At 64.0% G+C, this 1,457-nt stretch carries 1 protein-coding gene; it reads right to left on the bottom strand.

Annotation, left to right across the window (positions count from 1 at the left end; translation table 11 throughout):
* Window positions 1-20: 20 nt before the first annotated feature.
* Window positions 21-1,226 (bottom strand): IS110 family transposase, encoded by a 1,206-nt coding sequence (locus X946_RS05315; RefSeq protein WP_038744735.1) that lies wholly within the window; start codon window positions 1,224-1,226, stop codon window positions 21-23.
* Between the last annotated feature and the right edge of the window lie 231 nt (window positions 1,227-1,457).

Raw genomic sequence — 1,457 nt, 5'->3', positions numbered from 1 at the left:
GGGTGCCCCTATGTTGTTCGTCAAGCGTTAGGGGCCGACTTGGGTTGGTAAATGGTTCCGTCGCGCAGCATGGCGAACAGGACGTCGCAGCGTCGCCGAGCCAGTGCGATGAGCGCTTGGTTGTGGCGCTTGCCTTGCTGGATCTTGCGCGAGTAATAGGCCCGTGAGACTGGGTCTCGTAAGGCCGCGAAGGCGGAGAGGAACAAGGCGCGCTTGAGCACCTTGTTGCCCCGTCTAGACGGGTGCTCGCCACGGATCGACGAGCCTGAGCGCCGGGTGACCGGCGCGAGGCCAGCGTAGGCCGCCAGATGAGCAGCCGAAGCGAAGGCTTTATGGGCGACTTCGGTCAGGAGTCTGGCGGCGGTCCTGACGCCGACTCCCGGCATGCTGGTCAGGACCGGCCAAAGAGGGTGAGCGAGCACCAGTCGCTCCACTTCGGCGGCGATCTCGTCGCGCTGCTTGCGCAAGGCGGCGAGTTGCTGGGCCAAGCGGGGCATGACGATGGTGGCAGCCTGCGTGCCGGGCACGATCACGGCTTGTTCGCTCAGAGCCTGAACGATCTCAGTCGCCAAGCTTTTACCCATACGGGGCGCGAGCTTGGTCAGACGGTTGGCGAGCGTCTTCTCGCTGGTGGCGGCAAGCGCGGCGGGCGACGGGTAGCGCTCAAGGAGATCGAGCACCGCTGGATGGTCGAGGCGCGGTCCGAGAACGCGCTCGAGCGCCGGATGGATCTGGGTGAGCAGGCCGCGAATGCGGTTGCTGGTTTGAGTGACCTGGGCGGCAAGATCATCGTCGAAGCCGCACAACATGGTGAGCTCGGCGAGCTGCTCGTCGGCCAATCGAAGCGAGCGCAGCGTATGCGGCATCGAGCGGGCGGATTCGGCAATGATCGCGGCATCGCGGGCGTCGGTCTTGGCTTCACCTGCATGCAGATCGGCGATGCGGCGCATGGCCAGTCCCGGCAGATAGGCGACGAGTATGCCTTCAGCGCGGGCGACGGCCACTGGAAGCGCTCCGATGGTGGAAGGCTGATCGACGACGAACAGGAGTCGACCGTGAGTCTTGAGTTCGGCGATGAGGGCGCGCAGCTTGGCCTCGTCGTTGGGTAGCGCCTTGTTGTACAGACGCTTGCCGTGCCGATCGAGTGCGACGGCGTGATGCTGACCTTTACCGACGTCGACGCCAATGAAGACATCGATGGCGTCATGTTGTTGGGTGTCTTGCATTGCAGTTTATGCAGAGTGAACGGGTTGGCCTGCAACAACGGTGGCAAGTCTCGGCATCCACGTTACGGACGGCGTCGGGATATCCCGGCCAAACCCCTATCAGCGATCACCAGCCACCCACCAGGCCCGGTGACAACACCCCCCGGATCATGACTGCGACTGGGGGCGGGAATCATACCGGGCCTGGCTGGCCAAAACCCCGATTATCGGGGCGTGAAGATAGTAACGGGG

The organism is Burkholderia sp. ABCPW 111 (assembly GCF_000773065.1).
Classification (GTDB): Bacteria; Pseudomonadota; Gammaproteobacteria; order Burkholderiales; family Burkholderiaceae; genus Burkholderia; species Burkholderia savannae.
This window is presented reverse-complemented; position numbering and strand designations above follow the sequence as displayed.

Coding starts and splice junctions, on each gene's coding strand:
- X946_RS05315 (WP_038744735.1), bottom strand. CDS start 1,226: ATGCAAGACACCCAACAACATGACGCCATCGATGTCTTCATTGGCGTC.